The following is an 18250-nucleotide window of genomic DNA, read 5'->3' on the forward strand; positions in this document are numbered from 1 at the left end:
CGTTACGCTCCGAATCGATTCTTCAGGCCCTCGAGCACGGCGCTGACCAGTTCTCTGTCGACCCGTTCGGCACGCGGTATCGGCGACCTCGCGAGGATGAGGCGGTCCGCCTCCAGCTGCGCCAGCAGGATGCGGACGACGCCCAGGGGCAGGTGCGTGTGCCCCGCCACCTCGGCCACGGACAGGAAGCCGTCGGCGACCAGGTCCAGGACCTGCCCGGCCTCCGGTGAGAGCGTGCGCGCCGCCGCGGCCTGATCGCTCTCCGGCACCGCCGTGACCAGCGTCGTGTGCTCGTACTCGTGGTCCGGGGGCAGCGCCCGTCCGTTCGTGATCACGAAGAGGGGGACTAACGGCGACGTCAGCTCCAGCTCTTCGTCCTGCTCGAACCCCTCAGGCATGACCCGGCCCCTTCCCCGGTGCGGCCGCCGCGGTCAGTCCGGGAACCACCTCGTGCAGGCGCGTGGTGAACTGTTCGATGTCGCAGTCGTGCTCGGCGGCGGCCGCCAGCAGCGCGTCGGGACCGGCGGCCATCAGGAAGATCCAGCCGTGCTGGAACTCGATGACCGTCTGGCGCCACTGCGCGTCCTCCTCCACGCCGGCGAACTGGGAGGTGACCCGGCTGTAGGCGTGGATGCCCGTCATGGCCGCGGAGATCGTGTCCGCGAGGTCGCGGCTCATGCCGCTGGTCGCCCCGCGCGGAAGACCGTCCGATCCCAGCAGCACGGCGTGGCGGGCACCCTGGACCTCGGACATCACCCGGTCGAGCGCGCCGAGGGCGAACCCGGGGTCACCGGAGCCCTGCTGCCGCGGGGCGTGCCCCCGCGGACCCCCGGCTTCCTCCGCGCGCACCCGCGGCGGCGAGGTCAGGTTGTTGCCGAGCCGGGCGACCAGCCGGTGCATGCGGAAGGAGATCTGCTGCATGTCCACGTCGGGCGCGGCCGCGGCGGCGAGGTAGGAGCCCTGCCCCGCCCCGATCAGGAAGCTCCAGCCGTGGGAGAACTCGATGATGGTCTGGTTCCACTGCCGCTCCTCCTCCGGTCCGGCGAAGTGGGCCGTCGCCCGGCTGAGGGACTGCATCCCGGCCATGGCCGCGGAGATGGTGCGCACGTCCTTCTCGGCCAGGCCCTCCGTGGCACCGCGCGGGAGGCCGTCCGCGGACAGCAGGACGGCGTGCCGTGCGCGGGGCACGTTGTGCACGATGTCCTCGAGCATCCACGACAGGTCTGCGCTCATGCCTCTTCGGGCCCTTCGAACGAGGTGGCGTCAAGGTTGCGGCCGGAGAGCGTGCCGCGCTGGAACGCCCCCAGGCTGCGCCCGGAAGCGCGCCCCGTCTCCCCGGCGGCCCGGGGGGCCGGCGGCGCGGCGTCGGGATCGGGCACGCTCGCGATGGGGGCCTGGCGCGCGCCGCGCTTGGGCAGCCCGTGCATCGTGCGCGACGTCGCGCTCGGGGGCCGGCTCTCGGGGGCGCGCCGGATCTCGCTGACGGGGGCCTCCTGGGCGGGCGCGATCTCCTCCATGGTCCACAGCTCCTCGGGCAAGAGCACGACGGCCCGGACGCCGCCGTACCGGGAGACCCCGGTCACGTCGACCCGGAAGCCGTGCTGACGCGCGATGAGGCCGATGACCGGGAAGCCGAACTTCGGCTGCGTCCCGAGCTGCGACAACCGGGGGGCGACGTCACCGGAGAGCAGCGCGGTCGCCCGCTGGCGCTCCTCGTCGTTCATGCTGACACCGGCGTCGTCGATGACGATGCACAGGTTGTTCTGCACCCGCTGAAACGTTACTTCGATGGGCGCGTCGTGCTGCGAGAAGCTGGCGGCGTTGTCCAGCAGCTCCGCCACGGCGAGGGCGACGGGCGCGACCGCCGACGCCTTCAGGGCGAGACTGGTCTGCTGCATGATGGCGACCCGGTGGAAGTTGCGGATCTGCCCCTGGGCGCTGCGCACCACGTCGTAGACGCTGGCGGGCCTGTTGCGGCGGCCGAGCGGCGCACCGCACATGACGGCGATGCCCTGCGCCTTGCGCGCCATCTGGGCGTTGGCGTGGTTGACGTCCAGCAGATCGCCGAGGACGCCGTGGCCCCCGTACTTGCGCTGGATCCCGTCCAGAAGCGTCGTCTGCTCGGCGGCGAGGCTCTGCAGCAGGCTGGCGGCGCCCTTGAGGACCGCTTTGGTGTTCTCCTCCGCCGCTTCCTTCGCCTCGCGGAGCGTGGCGTCCTGCTCGCCGCGGAACCTCTGGAGCTCGGCGTGCGTGGCGTGCAGATGGGCGTCCGCCGCGAGCAACTGGCGGCGCAGATCGGCCTCGGTGTGCTCCTTCTTCGCCCCCAGCGCTCTGTTGCGGGCGACGAGTGCCCCGACCGCGACAACGGCTATCGCCGCCACCGCAACCAAGCACCACACAAGTGCGTCTCGATTCATGGAAACCTTTCCCGGCGCATGGCATGCGGACGGCTGCAGATACACCTCGCGAGGCCCCGCAACACAGCTGACCGGCAGGTTCGCCCGCCGTCGAGCGGGAAACGCGCCGCCGGTCACACATCGGCATCTGCGTCAAAATGGATCAAGATCACAGATGTCGGGATGCTATCACCGGATCTTCATTCCCCCGGACCCCCGCCGACCCCGCACCCACGCCCAACCCACGTACCCCGGAGGCGGGTTGACATGCCCATTCAGCCCCCCACCAGCCACCCCCCACCCCACCCGGCACCGAACCGTTAAGCAGTTCTTCACGAGAGCGGCGGCAATCCCTCACATCACCTGATCTCCCGTCAACCGGAAGGGGAGCGCAGCTGTTCGGCCGCCCGCGCCGCGGATCCGACGAGGCGGCGCCCCCGGGGCCGTTTCCTGCGGCTGTTCAGGTGGACCAGCGATACCCCGGCGCGGGCCGGTCGTTGAGCCGGGCGTTCCTTACCCTGCATTCGTGCGACTAGAGAGACCTGTGATGATCAACAAGATTCTGGCCACCGCCGCCGCGACCGCGTCCATCCTCGGAGCGGGTGCCGCGGTGGCCGCGCCGGCCATGGCCATCGGCAACGACAACGGGATCAACACCGTCAACGGCAACGGTGCCTCCCAGGTCTACGGCAACCAGAAGACGACGGGCGACAAGAGCCCGCAGCTCAGCCTGGTCCAGGGCACCCTGAACAAGCCCTGCATCGGTCTGCCGGCCAAGGTCAACGCCCAGTCGCTGGTCGCGATCATCGCCAACATCGGCGTCCAGGACGTCAACGTCCTGTCCAACCCGATGAACCAGCAGTGCACCGAGAACTCCACCCAGGCCAAGGGCGACGAGTCCCTCTCGCACATCTTGGACAACATCCCGGTCCTGTCCGGCAACCTGTCCAGCGGCAGCTGATCCGGCCCCACCCGACGGGGCCGGGGTGCCGGACGCCTGCACGAGCGCGCCGGCACCCCGGCCCGGCCTTCCGCCCGGGGGCCCGCCGCCTCGCCGGCCACGGCCGGCGTCAGGCCTTCCGGCGGGCCGCGAGGTAGAGCGTGGCGGTCAGCGCCGCGGCCTCGTCCTGCGTGGCCCCCGGGCCGCCGGTCTTCACCTGCGCCAGTTGGAGGACGTTGGCGCCGCCCACGGTGGAGTAGTCGGACCACGCGCAGACCGGGATCCGGTAGTCCGCGTCGGCGCTCTTCGAGGCCGCGGCGTCCTTGGCGTGGACGACCTGCACGTCCTGGCACTTCATCAGCGCGCCCTCGAAGCCCACGGGCTTGACGACCCTCGCCTGCCCGACGCGCCGCATCTCGATTCCGGGTCTCTTCCCGTCGCCCTTGGGGCCCTTGTCGCCCACGCCGGCGAGGTAACGGTCGACCGCCGCGGCCGGATCGGTGATCTCGCCGTACAGACCGTCGAAGACGAGCCGCCTGCCACCGGTCTTCGACGGATCGGCGGGGTCCGTGCCGGGCGCGTTGTACACGGCCGACACGGCGCGGGCGTTCTTCACCCCGAGCGCGTCGGCCTCCTTCTTCTGCTGGGCGTTCGGCTCGCCGGGCGCAGGGCCCGACCTCGACTTCGTGTACGCGTCGACCGCATCGGGGGCGACGAGCACGTAGCCCCGGGTCCCGGCGGACACCGCGCTGTTGTCCGTGCTGCTGCCGTCACCGTCGTGGTCGCCGCCCAGCGCGACGTACGCGCCGCCGGCGATCACCGCGAGGGCGACGACCGCGCCCGTGACGACCACGCCGGTCCTCTTCCGCTTCTTCGGCGCCGGCTCCGGCGGCCCGAAGCCGTCGGGGGGTCCGAAGCCGGCGGGGGGACCGAAGCCCTGCGGGGGACCAAACCCCTGCGGGGGACCAAAGCTATGCGGCGGCCCGAAGCGACCCACGGCGCCGTCGTTCCGGTCCGGATGGTGGTGGCTCATGTGCGCTGTCCCCTCTCCGTTCGAACTGGACGTCCCGATGGTGGAGGGGTCGGCCGACCGGCTGACAGGCCACGCCACCGGCCATTTGGGAGCGGCCATGAGTGACCGGCAGAGCGGCCCCGCGGGCCGGGCCGGGTCCGCGCCCTGGCCAGGGCGATCGCTCGAAGGGTGGGGTGGCGGCGCAGGGAGCGCAGCGGTGTTCGGTCAGGGCGGTGGGCCCCGTCAACACCGCTCTGCCGTCATTCACCCCTGGGGAACGCCGATTGCTTTCCGGCGATCAGTCGGTGCCACCATGCCTGCGCACACAGTCGGCACAGCGGCGAAGCCGTCGGACAGCATGGCAGGTAGCAACGTGACGCCTCAGGTGGTCGACCAGAAGGCTCCCCCCGCGCGGCAGCGGCCGGATCCCGGAGCCGAAAGCACGCGGCCGGCCCCTTCGACCCTGCCGGCCCCCGAGCGGACCGACGCCGAACTCCTCATCGCGGCCTCGGTCCTGCTCGCGGACGCGGCCCTCACGGCGAAGCAGGTGGGGGCGGAACTCACGGGGGCGCTGAGCAGTTGGCGCTTCGGGTTGGAGGCCCTGCAGCGCCCGGCCTGGGCGCTCGGCGCGGCGCCGAGCAGGCCGTACGCGTCCGCGCCCTGACGCAGGACACGGTCCCACCCACGGCGGGCCTCACGGACCCGGACCCCGCCATGGACATCGACCTCGTCAGTGGCCGCGCCCGCACCCACAAGTCCGAGGCCGCGGTCAGCCACTCCTTCGGCTTCGGCGGCCACAACGCGGTGGCGGTCCTGACCCGCGCCTGACCGCCCGCCCGGGCCCCGCCCGGCCCCCGCTCGTACCCTGAGCCGCCGGGCCCGGCGCGCCGGCACCGGTCGCCCCTCAGCCGTGCGAGGGACGGCCGGTGCCGTGGCGCGCTCGATGCGTCCGGTGCCCGTCAGACCTGGGGCGGCCGACCGCCTTGTCCCTGGTCCCCGCCGAGCTGCTGCTTGAGCTTCTCCTGCGCGGTGTCCACCTGGGAGCTGTACTTCCCCTGGGACTTCTCGTCGACGAAGTCGCCGGCCTTGTCGATGCCCTTGCCCGCCTGGTCCTCGTGGCCCTTCAGCATCTGCTTGAGTTTGTCCATTACGGACATAGCCGTTCTCCTTTGGGTCGGTTGCCCTGCACCGAGGATCTCCCGTTCCCCCGCGGTCCGCATCCCGACTCGTGCGGGTGTTCGAGCCGCGCGGCGCGCACGTCCGCCATTCGGGTGAGCGGTGGACATGCGCCGACGGTCCTCGACCGGTTGTGCGCTGTCGTGCCAACTCCTGGGCGCAGGAGGTCAACGGGGCCGGCCGGGCCGCTCCTAGCGTGGAGGAGTGCCGAGCCGCGGACGCGACCGGGCACGTTACCCATTGCTTCGAGAGGACCCCTCGTGTTCGACATCGCCACGGTGCAGGCCGCCCCCAGCACGGATCTGCTCACGCCCGACAACTCGGTCATGCTCTTCGTGGACCACCAGCCGCAGATGTTCTTCGGCACCGGGAGCGGCGACCGCGCCGCGATCATCAACAGCACCGTGGGCCTCGCCAAGGCGGCTCGGGCGTTCGACGTGCCGGCCGTCCTGACCACGGTCGCCGCCGAGTCGTTCTCCGGTCCCCTGCTGCCGCAGCTCGCCGAGGTGTTCCCGCAGCACGAGGTCATCGACCGTACGACCATGAACGCCTGGGAGGACGAGGCGCTCGTGGCGGCGGTCAAGGCGACCGGCCGCAAGAAGATCATCCTCGCGGGCCTGTGGACCGAGGTCTGCCTCGTGCTGCCCGCGCTCTCCGCGCTGGAGCAGGGTTACGAGGTGTACGTGGTCTCCGACGCCTCCGGCGGCGTCAGCCCCGCGGCCCACGAGCACGCGCTGCAGCGGATGCTGGCCGCCGGCGCGGTGCCCGTGACCTGGGTGCAGGTGCTGCTGGAGCTGCAGCGGGACTGGGCGCGCCAGGAGACGTACCCCGCCGTCATGGAGATCGTGAAGGCCCACGCGGGTGCGTACGGCCTGGGCGTCGTGTACGCGCAGAGCGTCATCGGCGCGCACGCCGCGGGCTGACCCCCGTGGACACCGGCCTTCTGATCCTGCGCCTGCTGGTGGGACTGCTCGTCGCCGGTCACGGGGTGCAGAAGATCAGCTCGCACCTCGGCGGCAAGGGACTCGACGGTGGCGCCGAGGAGTTCCGCGCCGACGGTTTCCGCGGCGGCGCCCTCACTGCCCTCGCGGCGGGCGCCGGCCAGATCGGCTCGGGCCTGCTGCTCGTCGGCGGCCTCCTGACCCCGCTCGCCGCGACCGGCGCCATCGGGGTCATGACGGTCGCGCTCACCGTGAAATGGCGCCACGGGCTCTGGGTGCAGAACGACGGCTACGAGTACCCGCTCGTCCTCATCGGCACCGCCGCCGCGCTCGCCGCCACCGGCCCCGGGGCCTGGTCCCTCGACGCGGCCCTCGGTCTGGCGCCGTACCCGCCGTGGTGGGCCGCCCCCGCGCTCGTGGCCGGTCTCGGCAGCGGACTCCTCACCCGGCTGGTCCTGCACCGGCCCCCCGCCCCGGCGACCGCCGACCGCTGAGCGCGAACCCCACGGACCGGGCCCGGCCGCCCGCGTACCCCCGACCGGGCGGCCGGGCCCTCCCCACCCTTCTTTCCGAACAGGAGCCCCCCGATGGACACCCTCACGAGCCCGCACGGCGGCGGCCAGCCGCTGCTGCACCAGAAGGGCGCCGAGACCCAGGCGTTCGGCACGCTCAAGCAGCTGCCGATCGGCCTCGGCCACGACACCCGCATGTACGCCTGCCAGCGGCTGAACCGCGTTCTCGCCGACACGCAGATCCTCCACTCCCTCTACAAGAAGCACCACTGGCTCATGCGCGGGGCGACCTTCTACTCGCTCCACCTGATGCTGGACAAGCACGCGGAGGCCCAGCTGGCCATCGTGGACGCGCTGGCCGAGCGGGTCCAGAGCCTCGGCGGCGTCGCCGTCGGCGACCCCCGCCACGTCGCGGAACTGACGGCGATCCCCCGTCCGCCGGACGGCGTCGAGCCGGTGCCCGTCATGCTGTCGCGGCTCCTCGACGCGCACGAGCGGATCCTGATCGACGCCCGGGAGGCGGCCGCCCGGCTCTCCGGGGAGGGCGACGAGGGCAGCGCCGACCTGCTCGTCTCCGATGTCGTGCGCACCGGCGAGGCGCAGGTGTGGTTCCTGGCCGAGCACCTCGTCGACACCCCTCTGGTGCGCGGCTGATGAACGCGCCCTCTCGTACGTCCCCCGAAGGAGAACCCCTCGTGAAGAACCGTCCGGTCCTCGAACCCGCCGCCCAGGACTTCGCCGACGCCACCGCCCGGCCGCCGTACCTCTACCAGATCCCCGTCGCCGAAGGCCGCGAGGCCGTGGACGGCGTCCAGAGCGGTGAGGGCGTCCCGCTGCCCGAGGTCGACGAAGAGTGGATCACCGTGCAGGGCGGCCCGACCGGCGACGTCCGCGCCCGGATCGTCCGCCCCCGCGGCGCCACCGGCCCGCTGCCCGTCATCGTCTACCTCCACGGCGCGGGCTGGGTCTTCGGCAACGCCCACACCCACGACCGGCTCGTCCGCGAACTCGCCGTCGGCGCCGGGGCGGCCGTGGTGTTCCCCGAGTACGACCTCTCGCCCGAGGCGCGCTACCCCGTCGCGATCGAGCAGAACTACAGCGTCGCCCAGTGGGTCGCCCGCGAGGGACACCACAAGGACCTCGACGGCACGCGGATCGCCGTCGCGGGCGACTCGGTCGGCGGCAACATGAGCGCCGCCCTCACCCTCATGGCCAAGCAGCGCGGCGACGTCGTGCTCGTCCAGCAGGTCCTCTTCTACCCGGTCACGGACGCGAGCTTCGACACCGGCTCCTACCACGAGTTCGGCGAGGGCTACTTCCTGCGCCGCGACGGCATGCGGTGGTTCTGGGACCAGTACACGGCCTCCGAAGCCGAGCGGGCCCAGATCACCGCCTCCCCGCTGCGCGCCTCGGCCGAGCAGCTCGCCGGCCTGCCGCCGGCCCTGGTCATCACGGCCGAGGCCGACGTCCTGCGCGACGAGGGCGAGGCGTACGCGGCGAAGCTCCGCGCCGCCGGTGTCCCCGTCACCGCCCTGCGCGTCCAGGGCGTCATCCACGACTTCGTGATGCTGAACGCACTGCGCGGGACGCAGGGCGCGGAACTCGCCATCAGTCTCGCCGCCGACACCCTGCGCAAGGCCCTCGCATGACCGCGCCGTCGCCGAGCATGCCGGTGGCAGGGCTCGTCCCCGCCCCGCGCAGGGAGCACGGGCACGCCGACCTCCTCGTCCGCAACGCCAAGGTCTTCACGGGCGACCCCGACCGGCCCGAGGCCCGTGCCGTCGCGATCCGCGACGGCCGGGTCGCGGCCCTCGGCGACGACCACGACCTCGCCCACCTGGTCGGGCCGGGAACGAAGGTCGTCGACGCCCTCGGCCGCCGGGTGATCCCCGGCCTCAACGACTCGCACCTGCACGTCATCCGGGGCGGCCTGAACTACGTCCTGGAGCTGCGCTGGGACGGCGTACGGAGCCTGCGGCACGCCCTCGCCATGCTGCGGGAGCAGGCCGGCCGCACCCCGAAGGGGCAGTGGATCCGGGTGGTGGGCGGCTGGACCGCCGAGCAGTTCGCCGAGCGCAGGATGCCGACCGTGGCCGAGCTGAACGCCGCCGCGCCCGACACCCCGGTCTTCGTCCTGCACCTGTACCAGTCGGCGCTGATGAACCGGGCCGCCGTCCAGGCCGCCGGATTCACCAGGGAAACCCCCGACCCGCGCGGCGGGCAGATCGTGCGCGGCCGGGACGGCGAACCCACCGGGGTGCTCCTCGCGGCGCCGAGCGCCCTCATCCTGTACTCGACCCTCGCCAAGGCGCCGGCTCTCGACGAGGCCTACAAGCGGACGTCGACGCGCCACTTCCTGCGCGAGCTGAACCGCTTCGGACTGACGTCCGCGGTCGACGCCGCCGGCGGGTTCCAGAACTTCCCGGACAACTACGCCACGGTCGCCGACCTCGCCCGCTCGGGGGAGCTGACCCTCCGGATCGCCTACCACCTCTTTCCGCAGACGGCCGGCCAGGAGCTCGCCGACCTCAAGCGCTGGACCGAGACGGTCAAGCCCGGGGACGGGGACGAGTGGCTCCGGCTCAACGGCGCGGGCGAGAACCTGACCTGGGCCGCCGCCGACTTCGAGAACTTCTCCGAACCCCGTCCCGAACTCGCCGCCGGCTACGAGAGCGAGTTCGAGAGCGCCGTCCGGCTCCTCCTGGAGAACGGCTGGGGCTTCCGGCTCCACGCGACCTACGACGAGACGATCCGCCGCGACCTGGCCGTCTTCGAGAAGCTCGCCGCCGAAGGGCTCTTCCCGGGCGGCAACCGCTGGCTCTTCGACCACGCGGAGACGGTCTCGGCCGACAGCCTCGACCGGATCGCGGCCCTGGGCGGCGCCCTTTCCGTCCAGAACAGGATGTCCTTCCAGGGCGCGGCGTTCCTCGACCGCTACGGCGCCCGGGCCGCCGCCCACACCCCGCCGGTCCGGGCCATGCTCGACCGGGGACTGACCGTCGCCGCGGGGACCGACGCCACCCGCGTCTCCTCGTACAACCCCTGGGTCGCGCTCCACTGGCTGGTCACCGGGCGCACCGTCGGCGGCACCGCCCTCTACCCGGCCGGCAATCTGATCGACCGGGCCACCGCCCTCGGCCTCTACACCCGCGGCGGGGCGCAGCTCACCGGTGAACAGGACGTCAAGGGCGTCCTGAAAGAGGGGTGTTACGGCGATCTCGCGATCCTGTCGGCCGATTACCTCACCGTGCCCGAGGACGCCATCCCCGACATCGAGTCCGTCCTCACCGTCGTCGGCGGCCGCATGGTCTACGCGGCCGCCGAGTACGAGGGCCTGGACGAGGCCGTCCCGCCGGTGAGCCCCGCGTGGAGCCCGGTGGCCCATTTCGGCGGCTACCGCAGTGGTGCGCAGCAGGCGCAGGCCGTGGCGGAAGCCGTCGCCGAGTCCGAGCAGCACCGCCGCTGGCGCGTCGCCCGCGGCGCCGTCCCCGACGCGGCGCCGTCCCTCGTCGACCCCTGCTTCGCGCACTGAAAGAGAGATCCACCCGATGACCGCAGCCTCTCCCGCCGCCGGCGGCGACACCCCGGCGATCGAGCCGGACGCGCCCCCGGGGCGCCGCTTCGAACCGGACCTCCGGTCGATGACACGGATCAACCTGCGCCCCATCGCCTCACCCATGCCGCTCGGCTTCTTCACGATCGCCATCGCCTCCGTGATGACCGGCTGCCTTCAGCTCGGGTTCTTCGACGAGGGGGCCCGCGCCGCCGTGGCCTTCACCGTGCTGCCGGCCTTCGTCCTCCAACTCCTCGTGAGCTGCGTGGCGTTCGGCGCCCGTGACGTGATCGCGGCGACGCTGATGGGGATCTTCGCCGGCAGCTGGCTGCCCTACTCGCTCATCATGCTCAGCGGCGCCGACGACGGCCTCCGGGTCCTCGGCGTGTTCAACCTGGCGCTCCTCTGCTTCGGGGCCCTGATGACCGCCGTGACCCGGCCCAAGCGCGCGCTGTGGCTCGTCCTGGCGGTGTCCCTCCCGCGCTGGGCGGCCACCGGCCTCGCGGGCGTCACCGGCGCCGAATGGCTGACGCGCACGTCCGGTGCGCTCGGCCTCGTGGTGGCGCTGGTCGCGATGTACACGGCGTTCGCCCTGATGCTCGAAGACATGCGCAGCGAGCAGGTCCTGCCCGTCGGACGCAGCGGCCCCGCCCACCTCGCCGTGGAGGGCGACCTGGCCGTCCAGCTCCGCAACCTGGAACGCCAGGCCGGCGTCCGCCGCACCCTCTGACCCGCCCCCCGACCCACGTAACCCACGTGACCAACTCAGGAGTTCCCCCATGTCCCGACCCGCCCGCCCCACCGTCGTCCTGGTCCACGGCGCCTTCGCCGATGCCTCCAGCTTCGCCCGCGTCATACCCGAGCTGACCGCCGCCGGCCTGGACGCCGTGGCCCCGGCCGTGCCCAACCGCGGTCTCGTCGACGACGCCGCCTACATCGCCTCGGTGGTCCGCGCCGTCGAAGGCCCCGTGATCCTGGTCGGGCACTCCTACGGCGGCGCCGTCATCACCCTCGCCGGCACGGAGGACAACGTCCGGGCGCTGGTGTACCTCGCGGGATACGCGCTGGAGGAGGGCGAGAGCCTGGGCGAGCTGCAGGGCCGCTTCCCGGACTCCGGTCTCGCCGACGCGCTCGTCTACACCCCGTTCCCGGTGGCCGGCTCCACCGAGGGCGGCACCGACGTCTCGGTGGAGAGGGCCAAGTTCCCCGCCCTCTTCGCGGCGGACGTCGACCCGGACCTCGCCGCGGTGCTCGCCGTCTCCCAGCGCCCGCTGGCCGCACGCGCCTTCTCGGAAGCGGCGCCCGCCGCGGCCTGGAAGACCAAGCCCTCGTGGGGCCTGGTCGCCTCCTGCGACCGGACGATCAATCCCGAGGTGGAGCGCTACGGGTACGAGCGCGCCGGCATGACCACCGTCGAGGTCGAGTCCTCACACCTGGTCATGCTCTCCCGGCCGCAGACCGTGGCGGAGCTGATCCTGGAGGCGGTGCGGGCCACCGCCCCCACCACCCGCTGACCGCCGGCCGCCGACCCGATCGTTCAAGATCGAACGATTAGTCGATTTTGTTCGAGCGCTGGTAGCTTCTGATCGCCCCCGAGAACCTTTCGGCGGGCGATCGGAGGAGATCCACCCATGAGGTTCGGTGCGCGGCTCGCACTCGCCGTCGGCGCCCTCGCCGTTCTTGCCGCCGCCTGTGGTGCTCCGCGGGCAGGCGATCCGCAGGCCGGTGGCCCGGGATCGTCGCACACCGCCGTGGACTGCGGACCGTACGCCGCGTACGGCAGCCACCCGAACACCCGGGTCACCGTCTACGCGGAGAACCGCGACCGGGAGGCGGACCTCTTCGAAGAGACGTGGGCCGACTTCGCGCGCTGCACCGGAATCGACGTCCAGTACGAAGGCGACGGGGAGTTCGAGGCCCGGATCCAGCTCCGGGTCGACGGCGGGAACGCCCCCGACGTGGCGTTCTTCCCCCAGCCCGGGCTCCTGGAACGCTTCGCGCGGGCCGGCAGGCTCAAGCCCGCGAGCGACCGGGTCGCGGCCCTCGCGCAGCAGGGCTGGTCGGCCGACTGGAACCGCTACGCGACCGTGAACGGCACCCTGTATGGCACGCCGCTGGTCGCGAACGTGAAGTCGTTCGTCTGGTACTCCCCGACGTTCTTCCGGGAGCGGGGACTGGGCGTTCCCCGCACGTGGTCCGAGCTGATGACCCTGACGGAGAAGATCGCGGCGTCGGGCGTCACGCCGTGGTGCGCCGGGATCGAATCCGCCGAGGCGACCGGCTGGCCCGTGACGGACTGGATCGAGGACGTCCTGCTGCGCCAACAGGGCACCGACGTCTACGACCAGTGGGTCTCCCACACGATCCCGTTCAACGACCCGCGGGTGATCCGGGCCATGGACACCGTGGGGTCCGTCCTCAGGAACGACCGGTACGCCAACGGTGGTTTCGGCCCGGCCGAGTCGATCGCGTCCGTCTCCTTCCAGGAGGCCGGCACACCGGTCCTCTCCGGCGACTGCGCCCTGCACCGCCAGGCCTCCTTCTATGCCGGACTGTGGCCCGAGGGCACCCGGATCGGTCCGGACGGGGACGTCTACGCCTTCCTCCTGCCGGGCGCCGACCCGGACACCCGCCCCGTCCTCGGCGGGGGAGTGTTCACCGCGACCTTCACCGACCGCCCCGAAGTGCGCGCGTTCCAGGAGTACCTGGCCTCCGCGGACTTCGCGAACGCGCGGATGGCGAAGGGTCCGTTCGTCTCGGCGAACAAGGGCGTGGATCCGGCGAACGCAGCCAACCCGGTCGACCGGCTCTCGATCCGGCTGCTCCAGGATCTCGGGACCCGGTTCCGGTTCGACGGTTCGGACCTGATGCCCGCTTCGGTCGGCGCCGGGACGTTCTGGAAGGGATCCGTCGACTGGATCGGCGGCGCGAGCACCCGGCAGGTCGCCGACTCCATCGAGCGGTCCTGGCCGAGCCACTGATGTCGTTCGACCTCGTCGCCCAGCAGCCCAAGCTGCTGTACCTGCTCCAGGGCGTCGCCGCCTTCGCGGCGGTCGTCTCCCTGCTCCTGCTGGCGCTGCACCGCGGGCCGGTACGGCGCAGGGCCGCGGCCTTCCTGCTGCTGGCCCCGGCGCTGCTGCTGCTCACGGCCGGCCTCCTGCTGCCCGCTCTGCGCACCCTGGCCCTGTCGTTCACCGACAGCTCGGGAGAGGCGTGGGCGGGCGTCGAGAACTACGTGTGGATGGCCACCGACCCCCGCGCGCTGGTGGCGCTGCGCAACACGCTGGTGTGGATGGTGCTCGTGCCGCTGTCGGCGACCGCGGTCGGACTGCTCTACGCGGCGGCCGTCGTACGGTCGCGGTTCCAAGCGTTCGCGCTGTCCCTCCTCCTGATGCCGATGGCGGTCTCCTTCGTCGGCGCGGGTGTCGTCTGGAGGTTCGTCTATGCCTACCGCGCCGGGCAGTCCCGGCAGATCGGGCTGCTGAACCAGCTCGTCGTCGCGTCCGGCGGCGAACCGCGGCAGTGGCTCGTCGACTCTCCCTGGAACGTCCTGCTCCTCGTCGCGGTGATGGTGTGGACGCAGGCGGGCTTCGCGGCCGTCCTGCTGGCCGGCGCGATCAGGGCCGTGCCCGCGGAGCTGGACGAGGCGGCCCGGCTCGACGGCGCGTCCCCCCGGCAGGTCTTTTGGCGGATCACCGTGCCCTCCATCAGACCCACTCTGCTCGTCGTGGTCCTCGCCCTGGCGATCGGCACCGTCAAGTCCTTCGACATCGTCAAGACCATGACCGGCGGACAGTCCGGCACGGGCGTCCTCGCCCAGGAGATGTACGACCAGGCCTTCCGCTACGGGGAGACGGGCCGCGGCGCGGCGCTCGCCGTGCTCCTGTTCGCCCTCGTCACCCCCCTCGTCGCCCATCAGGTCCGGGCCCGGCGGAGGGCGGTGTGAACGGCGTGCGGGAGCGGCTCACCTCCCGCGCCTTCACGTCGGTCGCCGTGGTCATCGCGGTCCTCTGGACGACACCGACCCTCGGTCTGCTGCTCTCCTCCTTCCGTCCCGAGCGGGAGATCAAGACGACGGGCTGGTGGACCGTCCTCGGGACGCCGCACCTCACGCTCGACAACTACGGCGACGTGCTGTCCGGCGGCGGCAGCGGCCCGGGGCGGCTCGCGGAGTACTTCGTCAACTCCGTCGTCATCACCCTGCCCTCGGTGCTGTTCCCGCTCGTGCTGGCGTTCCTCGCGGCGTACGCCCTGGCGTGGATCGACTTCAGGGGGCGGGACGCGCTCGTCGTCGGCATCTTCGCGCTCCAAGCCGTGCCGCTCCAGATGGCGCTCGTCCCCCTCCTGCGGCTGTTCTCCCGCGGCCGGCTGTTCCTGCCCACGTGGCAGCCCACCGGTCCCGCGCGTTTCGGCGAGGTCTGGTTCGCCCACACGGTCTTCGCGCTGCCGTTCGCCGTGTTCCTCCTGCACACCTTCCTGGCCGGACTGCCGCGGGAGCTGATCGAGGCCGCCCGCGTCGACGGCGCGTCGCACGGGACGCTGCTGCTCCGGATCGTGCTGCCGCTGGCCCGCCCGGTCCTGGCCACCTTCGCCGTCATCCAGTTCGTCTGGGTGTGGAACGACCTCCTCGTGGCACTGACGCTGTCCGGCGGGACGGCCGGGACGGCGCCGATGACGGTCCGACTGGCGAGCATGGCCGGGACGTACGGCAACGAGTGGCAGCGGCTCACCGCGGGAGCCTTCGTGGCGGCGTCCGTCCCGCTGCTCGTCTTCCTCTGCCTGCGGCGGCACTTCGCACGGGGACTGCTCGACGGATCGGTCAAGGGATGAGCCCTGAGCGCGCCGGGGGAGAGGGCAGGGCGGTGACCGGGAGCACGGGGCTGAGCCGGCCCGGGCTGCGGGGCCGCGAAGCCGAGCTGGAGCGGCTGCGCGGCCTGGTCGAGGCGGTGCGGGGCGGCGAGGGAGGAGCGGTCGCGCTGCTCTCGGGCGAGCCCGGGATCGGGAAGACCGTACTGCTGCACGAGATCGCCTCGCTCGCGCGGGCCCGCGGGTTCGCCGTCAGCCTGGGACGCGCCGAGGAATTGCACGAGCTGGCGCCCCTGGCATCACTGGCCTCCGGCCTCCTGCACGGTGACCCGCCCCTGCTGTCCGCCGCGGACTTCGCGGACCTCGCGGGCCATCACGACCAGCGCATCTGGCTCGTCGAACGACTGGCCCAGCTGATCGAGGAACGCTCGGCGGGCACTGCGGTCCTGATCACGGTCGACGACGTCCAGTGGGCCGATCCGCTGAGCCGGTTCGCCCTGAGCGTCCTGCCGGCACGGCTGCTCGGTTCCCCCGTCCTGTGGCTGCTCACGAGCAGGAACGACCCGGAGCCGTACGGGCAGGGGCCGCGCACGACGGCCCTCCCCCTGCGGCCGCTCTCGCGCGCCGCCCTGGCCGAACTGGCCCGGGACGCCCTCGGCGAGGACGCGCCGACACCGGTGGCGGCCCTTCTCGACGGGGCCGGAGGCAACCCCTTCCTCGCGACCGAGATGCTCACGGGCATCGCGGCGTCGGGCGCGGACGCGCAGCAGCCGCCGGCGCGGCTGGTCCTCGGTGTGCGCGAGCGGCTGGCCGACCTGCGGCCGGACACCCTGCACTTCCTGCGGATCGGCTCGGTCCTCGGCCGCGCGTTCTCGCTCGCGGACGCCGCCGCTCTGTGCGGCCGGCCCGCCTCCGGTCTCAGCGCCGAAGTGGACGAGGCGATCGCCGCCGCCCTCCTCCACGACGACGGCGAGCGCCTGCTGTTCCGCCACGACCTGCTCCGCCAGGCGGTGTACGCCGATCTCGCCCCGTCCGTACGCCGGGCGCTCCACCGCGAGGCCGCGAGCCGGCTCGTCGCGGCGGGCCGCAGCACCACCGACGCGGTCCCGCATCTGCTGAAGAGCGCCGAACCCGGCGACCGGGAGGCGATCGCGCTGCTCGGCGCGGCCGCCGCGGACGCGCTCGCCCTGATGCCCGACCTCGCCGCCGACCTGGCCGTACGCGCCCTGGAACTCGTACCGCCCCGGGCCCCCATGCTGTTCGACGTGGGGGAGCGGGCCATCGTCGCGCTGACCCGCGCGGGCCGCTACACCCGGGCCCGGGACACCGGCGACACCCTGCTCGCCCGGCACCCGCCGCTGGAGACCTTCGCCAGGCTGCAGTCCGTACTCGGCGACGCCCTGTGGCACCTCGACGAGGTCCACGAGCTGACCCGCCGCTCGACCGCGGCGCTGGCGGCCGTGACCGACCCGGTGATCCGCGCCCGGCTCACCGCCCGGCAGGCCCTTGCCCGATCACGCGGGCGCGACCTGGAGGCCGCGCGCGAAACAGGTGAACAGGCGCTCGCCGAGGCCGAGCGGTCCGGTGACCGGGAGGCCCGCGTCCTCGCGCTGTGGGGCCTCGGCGAGAGCGCCCTCAATGCGGGCGACTGCGCCACCGCCGTCGCACACCACACGGCGCTGAGCGTGTTCGACAGCGCCTTCCTGCCCGAGGAGGCCGTCGCCCGGATCCACCTGGACGACTTCGACACCGTCCGGCGACTCCTGCGGACGGCGGGCGACGCCCCCCTGCGCCCCGCCATGCTGAGCTGGGCCCAGGGAACCCTGAACATGGGCCTCGGCCGGCTCGACGACGCGGACGCCGACCTCGTCACCGCCGAACGCCTCGAAGCGGACCTCCAGGTGCCGGGCAACCTGGTCAACATCCGCGTCAACCGCGGCCTGCTCGCGCTGCTGCGCGGCGACCGCGAAGCCGCCCGGGAACACCTGGACGTCGTGCGGGCGAGCGTGGCCGAGCGGCCCAACACGGGCAACCACGCCGCGCACCACTACGCGGAGGCCGTCGTCGCCGACGCCGACGGCGACCACGCGGCGGCGGCCGAACGGCTCCGGTCCGTGCAGCGCGACCATCCGTTCCTCCGCTGGCGGCTCCTGCGCCCCCATGTCGTCCAGGCCGTGCGGATCGCGCTGCGCGGCGGGGACCGCGGCCTGGCCGAGGACCTCGCGGCCCAGGCGGAGCGGCACGCCACCCGCAACCCCTCCGTGCCGACCGCACGGGGGACGGCCGCCCACGCGGTCGGCCTGGTGAACGCCGACCACGGACTCCTGGAGAGCGCGGTCCGCATCCTCCTCACCGGCCCGCGGCCGATGCCCCTCGCCGCCGCGTCCGCCGACCTCGGGCGCGCTCTCCTCGATACGGGCGACCCCGCTGCGACACCCGCCCTGACCAGGGCACACGACCTCTACGCCCGGGCGGGCGCCGACGCGGAGGCAGAGCGGGTGCGGGCCGCTCTCGAACGGGCCACGAGCCGCTCCGGCCGGCGCGCCGGAAGTCTCCGGGCGCGCCCGGACCAGGGCTGGGACGCGCTCACGGCCTCGGAACGCAAGGTGGCCCGACTGATCGCCGCGGGCCACACCAACCGCTCGGCCGCCGAGGCCCTCGTCGTCTCCCCGCATACGGTCAACACCCATCTGGCGTCGATCTTCCGCAAGCTCTCGGTGCGCTCAAGGGTCCAACTGGCCCGGATCGCGCTCGCGCAGGGCGACGCCGGGGCGGTCACCGGCGGCTGAGCGAACCCTGCGCCCCCGTGCAAGGCACGGTGCGCCGTACGGCAATACGGGGCGCGGGACCGGTCCTAGCGTGACGGGCATGCCGCGCCGCTTCGACGCGCGGACCACCCGACCCGAATCGAGGG

18 protein-coding genes are annotated in these 18250 nt (G+C 72.9%); 13 read left to right on the forward strand and 5 right to left on the reverse strand.

Translation table 11 applies throughout. From position 1 onward, the window contains the following. Positions 1-2 precede the first annotated feature (2 nt). The 3 genes from ABZY31_RS26155 to ABZY31_RS26165 are packed head-to-tail and all read right to left on the reverse strand — an operon-like array spanning position 3 to position 2417. Positions 3-398, reverse strand: coding sequence for a DUF742 domain-containing protein (locus ABZY31_RS26155; RefSeq protein ID WP_356414638.1), 396 nt, complete (start codon positions 396-398; stop codon positions 3-5). Then, positions 391-1233, reverse strand: a complete 843-nt coding sequence (locus tag ABZY31_RS26160) for a roadblock/LC7 domain-containing protein (RefSeq protein ID WP_356414641.1) — start codon at positions 1231-1233, stop codon at positions 391-393. The genes ABZY31_RS26155 and ABZY31_RS26160 overlap by 8 nt, the downstream gene beginning before the upstream one ends. Next, on the reverse strand, positions 1230-2417 hold the full coding sequence (locus ABZY31_RS26165; protein ID WP_356414643.1) for an ATP-binding protein: 1188 nt from the start codon (positions 2415-2417) through the stop codon (positions 1230-1232). The genes ABZY31_RS26160 and ABZY31_RS26165 overlap by 4 nt, the downstream gene beginning before the upstream one ends. Before the next feature lie 526 nt (positions 2418-2943). On the opposite strand from ABZY31_RS26165, the gene ABZY31_RS26170 reads away from it, so the two are divergent. Beyond that, positions 2944-3357 carry a rodlin gene (locus ABZY31_RS26170; RefSeq protein ID WP_356414646.1) on the forward strand — a complete coding sequence of 138 codons (414 nt, stop codon included), beginning with the start codon at positions 2944-2946 and terminating at the stop codon, positions 3355-3357. Positions 3358-3466: 109 nt separating this feature from the next. Here the strand turns inward: ABZY31_RS26170 and ABZY31_RS26175 are convergent, their stop codons facing one another. Continuing rightward, complete coding sequence (locus ABZY31_RS26175) at positions 3467-4189, reverse strand: hypothetical protein (RefSeq protein WP_356414649.1); 723 nt, start codon at positions 4187-4189, stop codon at positions 3467-3469. Positions 4190-4721: 532 nt separating this feature from the next. On the opposite strand from ABZY31_RS26175, the gene ABZY31_RS26180 reads away from it, so the two are divergent. Further along, positions 4722-5012 carry a hypothetical protein gene (locus tag ABZY31_RS26180; protein WP_356414652.1) on the forward strand — a complete coding sequence of 97 codons (291 nt, stop codon included), beginning with the start codon at positions 4722-4724 and terminating at the stop codon, positions 5010-5012. A gap of 295 nt (positions 5013-5307) precedes the next feature. Here ABZY31_RS26180 and ABZY31_RS26185 read toward each other — a convergent pair whose 3' ends face one another. Next, a complete protein-coding gene (locus tag ABZY31_RS26185; protein ID WP_356414655.1) occupies positions 5308-5505 on the reverse strand; it encodes an antitoxin in 198 nt (65 codons plus the stop codon). Positions 5506-5784: 279 nt separating this feature from the next. On the opposite strand from ABZY31_RS26185, the gene ABZY31_RS26190 reads away from it, so the two are divergent. From ABZY31_RS26190 to ABZY31_RS26240, 11 genes are all read left to right on the forward strand, one after another. Next, positions 5785-6447, forward strand: a complete 663-nt coding sequence (locus ABZY31_RS26190) for a hydrolase (protein WP_356414658.1) — start codon at positions 5785-5787, stop codon at positions 6445-6447. A 5-nt stretch (positions 6448-6452) separates the two neighbouring features. Next, a complete protein-coding gene (locus ABZY31_RS26195) occupies positions 6453-6959 on the forward strand; it encodes a DoxX family membrane protein (protein WP_356414661.1) in 507 nt (168 codons plus the stop codon). Between the two features lie 93 nt (positions 6960-7052). Continuing rightward, positions 7053-7631 carry a DNA starvation/stationary phase protection protein gene (locus ABZY31_RS26200; protein WP_356414664.1) on the forward strand — a complete coding sequence of 193 codons (579 nt, stop codon included), beginning with the start codon at positions 7053-7055 and terminating at the stop codon, positions 7629-7631. Between the two features lie 41 nt (positions 7632-7672). Continuing rightward, positions 7673-8626, forward strand: coding sequence for an alpha/beta hydrolase (locus ABZY31_RS26205; RefSeq protein ID WP_356414667.1), 954 nt, complete (start codon positions 7673-7675; stop codon positions 8624-8626). Then, positions 8623-10509, forward strand: a complete 1887-nt coding sequence (locus ABZY31_RS26210; RefSeq protein WP_356414670.1) for an amidohydrolase — start codon at positions 8623-8625, stop codon at positions 10507-10509. The genes ABZY31_RS26205 and ABZY31_RS26210 overlap by 4 nt, the downstream gene beginning before the upstream one ends. A 16-nt stretch (positions 10510-10525) precedes the next feature. After that, entirely contained in the window at positions 10526-11260 is a 735-nt protein-coding gene (locus ABZY31_RS26215) for a GPR1/FUN34/YaaH family transporter (RefSeq protein WP_356414673.1), read from the forward strand. 49 nt (positions 11261-11309) lie between these two features. Beyond that, on the forward strand, positions 11310-12044 hold the full coding sequence (locus tag ABZY31_RS26220; RefSeq protein WP_356414675.1) for an alpha/beta hydrolase: 735 nt from the start codon (positions 11310-11312) through the stop codon (positions 12042-12044). Positions 12045-12161: 117 nt separating this feature from the next. After that, positions 12162-13511: an extracellular solute-binding protein gene (locus tag ABZY31_RS26225; protein ID WP_356414678.1), complete on the forward strand. Its 1350-nt coding sequence runs from the start codon at positions 12162-12164 to the stop codon at positions 13509-13511. After that, a complete protein-coding gene (locus ABZY31_RS26230) occupies positions 13511-14476 on the forward strand; it encodes a sugar ABC transporter permease (RefSeq protein WP_356414681.1) in 966 nt (321 codons plus the stop codon). Before ABZY31_RS26225 ends, ABZY31_RS26230 begins: the two co-directional genes overlap by 1 nt. Continuing rightward, on the forward strand, positions 14473-15360 hold the full coding sequence (locus ABZY31_RS26235) for a carbohydrate ABC transporter permease (RefSeq protein ID WP_356414684.1): 888 nt from the start codon (positions 14473-14475) through the stop codon (positions 15358-15360). The genes ABZY31_RS26230 and ABZY31_RS26235 overlap by 4 nt, the downstream gene beginning before the upstream one ends. Next, entirely contained in the window at positions 15357-18125 is a 2769-nt protein-coding gene (locus tag ABZY31_RS26240) for an AAA family ATPase (protein WP_356414687.1), read from the forward strand. Before ABZY31_RS26235 ends, ABZY31_RS26240 begins: the two co-directional genes overlap by 4 nt. The last annotated feature ends 125 nt before the right edge of the window (positions 18126-18250 follow it).

The organism is Streptomyces sp. NPDC006529 (genome assembly GCF_040611795.1).
Lineage (GTDB): Bacteria > Actinomycetota > Actinomycetes > Streptomycetales > Streptomycetaceae > Streptomyces.

What these genes read in the sequence shown, in the direction of transcription:
- ABZY31_RS26155 (WP_356414638.1), bottom strand. Translation starts at nt 398, where the DNA reads ATGCCTGAGGGGTTCGAGCAGGACGAAGAGCTGGAGCTGACGTCGCCG.
- ABZY31_RS26160 (WP_356414641.1), bottom strand. Translation starts at nt 1,233, where the DNA reads ATGAGCGCAGACCTGTCGTGGATGCTCGAGGACATCGTGCACAACGTG.
- ABZY31_RS26165 (WP_356414643.1), bottom strand. Translation starts at nt 2,417, where the DNA reads ATGAATCGAGACGCACTTGTGTGGTGCTTGGTTGCGGTGGCGGCGATA.
- ABZY31_RS26170 (WP_356414646.1), top strand. Translation starts at nt 2,944, where the DNA reads ATGATCAACAAGATTCTGGCCACCGCCGCCGCGACCGCGTCCATCCTC.
- ABZY31_RS26185 (WP_356414655.1), bottom strand. Translation starts at nt 5,505, where the DNA reads ATGTCCGTAATGGACAAACTCAAGCAGATGCTGAAGGGCCACGAGGAC.
- ABZY31_RS26200 (WP_356414664.1), top strand. Translation starts at nt 7,053, where the DNA reads ATGGACACCCTCACGAGCCCGCACGGCGGCGGCCAGCCGCTGCTGCAC.
- ABZY31_RS26210 (WP_356414670.1), top strand. Translation starts at nt 8,623, where the DNA reads ATGACCGCGCCGTCGCCGAGCATGCCGGTGGCAGGGCTCGTCCCCGCC.
- ABZY31_RS26215 (WP_356414673.1), top strand. Translation starts at nt 10,526, where the DNA reads ATGACCGCAGCCTCTCCCGCCGCCGGCGGCGACACCCCGGCGATCGAG.
- ABZY31_RS26220 (WP_356414675.1), top strand. Translation starts at nt 11,310, where the DNA reads ATGTCCCGACCCGCCCGCCCCACCGTCGTCCTGGTCCACGGCGCCTTC.
- ABZY31_RS26225 (WP_356414678.1), top strand. Translation starts at nt 12,162, where the DNA reads ATGAGGTTCGGTGCGCGGCTCGCACTCGCCGTCGGCGCCCTCGCCGTT.
- ABZY31_RS26230 (WP_356414681.1), top strand. Translation starts at nt 13,511, where the DNA reads ATGTCGTTCGACCTCGTCGCCCAGCAGCCCAAGCTGCTGTACCTGCTC.
- ABZY31_RS26240 (WP_356414687.1), top strand. Translation starts at nt 15,357, where the DNA reads ATGAGCCCTGAGCGCGCCGGGGGAGAGGGCAGGGCGGTGACCGGGAGC.